Genomic DNA, 1,324 nt, shown 5'->3' on the forward strand with positions numbered 1-1,324 from the left:
ACACAAATCAAGCGAACTAATTTGTGCCATTTCTCTCTCTGTCAGTGAGAAATCGATTTTTGATGGGCATCTGCAATACTCTGAAGCAGACTATACGGAAAATTCCACTGTCAGTCCCTCCATTAGGCATGAACAATGAGTCTACGTTAAAACGTAACCTCAAATTAGTATGTGGATTTTGATATCACTTATGCAAAAAATTCATTAATAATGTAGGACTGAAACCTCTCTATTTTTGGGGACAACGAAGCAGACGCTACCAGTGCTTTTGCCTTCGCCCTTGCTGTTTTTGATACACTTAGGGCCCAGGGCATAACGAAAATGTGCGATATGACAAAGAATTAACGGAGAATGTGATGATCAGGCAGAAGATTCTACAGCAGCTCCTGGAGTGGATTGAGTGCAATCTTGAGCACCCTATTTCAATCGAAGATATCGCACAGAAATCTGGCTACAGCAGACGCAACATCCAGCTTCTGTTCCGAAATTTCATGCATGTGCCTTTGGGAGAATACATTCGCAAACGAAGGCTTTGTCGTGCCGCCATTCTTGTCCGGCTCACCGCGAAATCTATGCTTGATATTGCACTCTCTTTGCATTTTGATTCACAGCAGTCATTCAGCCGCGAATTTAAAAAGTTATTCGGCTGCTCTCCCCGTGAATACCGCCACCGTGATTATTGGGATCTCGCAAATATCTTCCCTTCTTTTTTAATACGTCAACAGCAAAAGACGGAGTGTAGATTAGTCAATTTTCCTGAGACACCTATTTTTGGCAACTCATTTAAATATGACATTGAAGTGTCGAATAAATCACCGGATGAAGAAGTCAAACTGCGACGTCATCATTTAGCCAGATGTATGAATAATTTTAAGACGGATATCTATTTCGTCTCCACGTTTGAACCGTCAACAAAATCGGTCGATTTGCTCACGGTTGAAACTTTTGCCGGTACGGTATGCAAACAAACCGATTCAGAGATGCCGAAAGAGTGGACAATTAACCGAGGACTGTATGCCTCTTTCCGCTATGAAGGTGAGTGGGAGCACTACTCTGAATGGGCGCGAAACCTCTATCTGATGGAATTACCCGCCAGGGGGTTAGCCAGAGTGAACGGCAGTGATATTGAGCGGTTTTATTACAATGAAGATTTCGTAGAAAAGGATAGCAATGATGTTGTTTGCGAAATTTTTATCCCCGTTCGTCCGGTTTAGCTGTCGCTATATCTAAATAAATTTATAACGAGACTACTGTCAGGCAATTCAATAAATAATGGCGTTGAATATGTCAACGCCATTATTGTTTATTAGAATGTTACTTTCAT

1 protein-coding gene is annotated in these 1,324 nt (G+C 41.6%); it reads left to right on the forward strand.

Annotated elements, in window-relative coordinates; genetic code table 11:
- The first annotated feature begins 356 nt into the window (after nt 1-356).
- Nucleotides 357-1,214, forward strand: coding sequence for a helix-turn-helix domain-containing protein (locus tag E0D98_RS24310; RefSeq protein WP_001358290.1), 858 nt, complete (start codon nt 357-359; stop codon nt 1,212-1,214).
- Nucleotides 1,215-1,324 lie beyond the last annotated feature (110 nt).

Origin of the sequence: Escherichia sp. KCJ4928 (genome assembly GCF_004352695.1) — a bacterium.
Lineage (GTDB): Bacteria > Pseudomonadota > Gammaproteobacteria > Enterobacterales > Enterobacteriaceae > ECMA0423.

Excerpts from the sequence above, each read along its gene's own strand:
- E0D98_RS24310 (WP_001358290.1), top strand. The coding sequence starts at position 357 with ATGATCAGGCAGAAGATTCTACAGCAGCTCCTGGAGTGGATTGAGTGC.